Source organism: Agathobaculum desmolans ATCC 43058 (assembly GCF_000701665.1).
GTDB classification, from domain to species: domain Bacteria; phylum Bacillota; class Clostridia; order Oscillospirales; family Butyricicoccaceae; genus Agathobaculum; species Agathobaculum desmolans.
This window is the reverse complement of the sequence record NZ_JNJN01000090.1, coordinates 1-2075: the sequence shown is the minus strand read 5'-3', so window position 1 is coordinate 2075 and position 2075 is coordinate 1. Positions and strand designations below refer to the sequence as shown.

The window sequence follows — 2075 nt, the reverse complement described above, 5'->3', positions numbered from 1 at the left end:
TTCTCTGGAGTGAATTTTATTTTGCCCATAAAAAATCCTCCTAAAGTAGATTTTGGTTTTTTCCATGGTCTACTTTAGGAGGATCATATCACATATCAATGCCCTGGCTTTTTTTATTCACATCACAAAATAGCAAGCGCTGTTTTGCGCACACCGCTGCGCGCAGCCGCGCAGTATCTCTGCCGCGTGCTCATGATAGAAGATTTGATTCGCTGCGTGATTATAACCCGAATAGACCCATGATGCCAGCCACCCTTATATAACCTTTCCCCAGTGATAGAATACAAGCAGTCATTGGATGCTTGCCTATGGGCTGCGCTAAATTGCGACACCGGTTTGCGCATCAGTGATCGTCCATATCCGTATCCTATGTATGACTTGGCATATGCCAAATCTGCTCCCCACCAAAGTGACTGTGCTTCCCCCAAAGCATCGCGCCATAAAGCTTCTATACACAGCTTCCGCCTTTTCACCCAGCTCTTTCATACATCATTCCTGCGTAAGCGCTCAACTTGTTATCATAATTTTCGAATATAATTCAAAATCCAAAGACATTATTCATCCATATTTTCTCTGATATAATGCCCGGATTTTCCCCCTGCTTTTTCAACAAGGCAAATATTCTGTATTTTCATTCCCCGATCCACTGCTTTACACATATCATAAACTGTCAAAGCCGCCACACTGGCTGCCGTTAGAGCCTCCATCTCGATGCCAGTTTTCCAACTGCATTTCAGCGCCGCTTTCACGTACACACGTCCCGGTTTTTCGATCTTAAAATCAACCGAAACCGATTCGATCGGCAGCGGATGGCACATAGGGATCAATTCAAACGTGCGTTTTGCCGCCATAATTCCAGCAATACGCGCACAGGCAAACGCATCCCCTTTGGGCATTGTACCCTGACATATCATATCAAGGGTTTCCGGCTTCATCAATATTTCCGCCTGTGCAATCGCCATGCGAGATGTGATCGATTTATCGCCTACATTGACCATATGTGCGTTTCCTTTTTGATCCAAATGCGAAAGCTGCAAATGCCTCATCCCCTGTGTCTATATACCACAACCAATAACTTTCGTTCATTTTGTATTATTATTTTACCAGAGTTCCCCCTGCCATACAATAGTAACAAACACAAAATTCTATTTTTTGCAACATTATTCAATCGTTAATTGTAAAATCCAGTTGCCTACCTACCCACCACCACGCTCCTCCGGCGGCTTTATACCTTTCCTGTCGATTGCAGAAAATCCCTAACTCTATTGCCGGACAGTTGGCAGACCCGGCAAACAGGCTGTGCGACCTCATGCACAGCGTATTTTGTCAGGCACATATTGACTGGATCGTCATTTGCGATCCCGCCGAAGCCCTTACCATGCCGGCAGCGAAGGCACACAGCACGATCACAGACGAGAAACGCAAGCATATCCTCCGCATTTGCGAAACACACCGCACAAGGGGGGTGAGGACAAAAAGTTGGACTGAATACATGCAGAAAAGGAGATTTGGGAATGTATTCAGATGAACAATATCGCAAAGCTCTCGAGGTTCATGAGGAAACGAAATCGGTAACAAAGACGATAACGGTTTTAGGATATCCCGCACGCAGGCAGACGCTGTATAACTGGATCAATCGGAAGCGGATTTTGCCGGAAGAAAGGACTACCTTTCGAGGCTATAATACAGAGGAGCATCCCCGGTACCTTACGCTAGAGCAAAAACTTCAGATACTTCATCGTTGCTTTGAGTTGGGAGAGGTTGTACAATCAGTATCAAATGAAGTAGGATATAGCACGGCCAGTATCTATGCTTGGCGGCGTAAATATATCCAGAAAGGTGCTGCAGCATTAATGAATCCACCCAATGAGCGCGGCAGAGGGAAATTGATAGAAGGAAAAGCTGCATCATCGCAGGAAATTGGTGAGTTGAAAGCAAAAATCCAAGATATGCGGATGGAAATAGATATTCTGAAAGAAACCTTTGAGTGAATAACTAAAAGCCAGTGAGTCCGAATTAATGGATCATACTTCATAAAAGCAGTGGAAATTCAGTCCCAGACAAGGTATAATAGG

At 44.7% G+C, this 2075-nt stretch carries 2 protein-coding genes; one reads left to right on the top strand and one right to left on the bottom strand.

Annotated elements, in window-relative coordinates:
• Positions 1-554 precede the first annotated feature (554 nt).
• A complete protein-coding gene (gene moaC / locus T363_RS0113660) occupies positions 555-1046 on the bottom strand; it encodes a cyclic pyranopterin monophosphate synthase MoaC (RefSeq protein ID WP_031476737.1) in 492 nt (163 codons plus the stop codon).
• A gap of 468 nt (positions 1047-1514) precedes the next feature.
• Between moaC and T363_RS0113655 the strand changes: the two genes are divergently transcribed.
• A complete protein-coding gene (locus tag T363_RS0113655) occupies positions 1515-1991 on the top strand; it encodes a transposase (protein ID WP_051643304.1) in 477 nt (158 codons plus the stop codon).
• Positions 1992-2075: the final 84 nt, after the last annotated feature.

Coding starts and splice junctions, on each gene's coding strand:
- T363_RS0113655 (WP_051643304.1), top strand. CDS start 1,515: ATGTATTCAGATGAACAATATCGCAAAGCTCTCGAGGTTCATGAGGAA.
- moaC (WP_031476737.1), bottom strand. CDS start 1,046: ATGAGGCATTTGCAGCTTTCGCATTTGGATCAAAAAGGAAACGCACAT.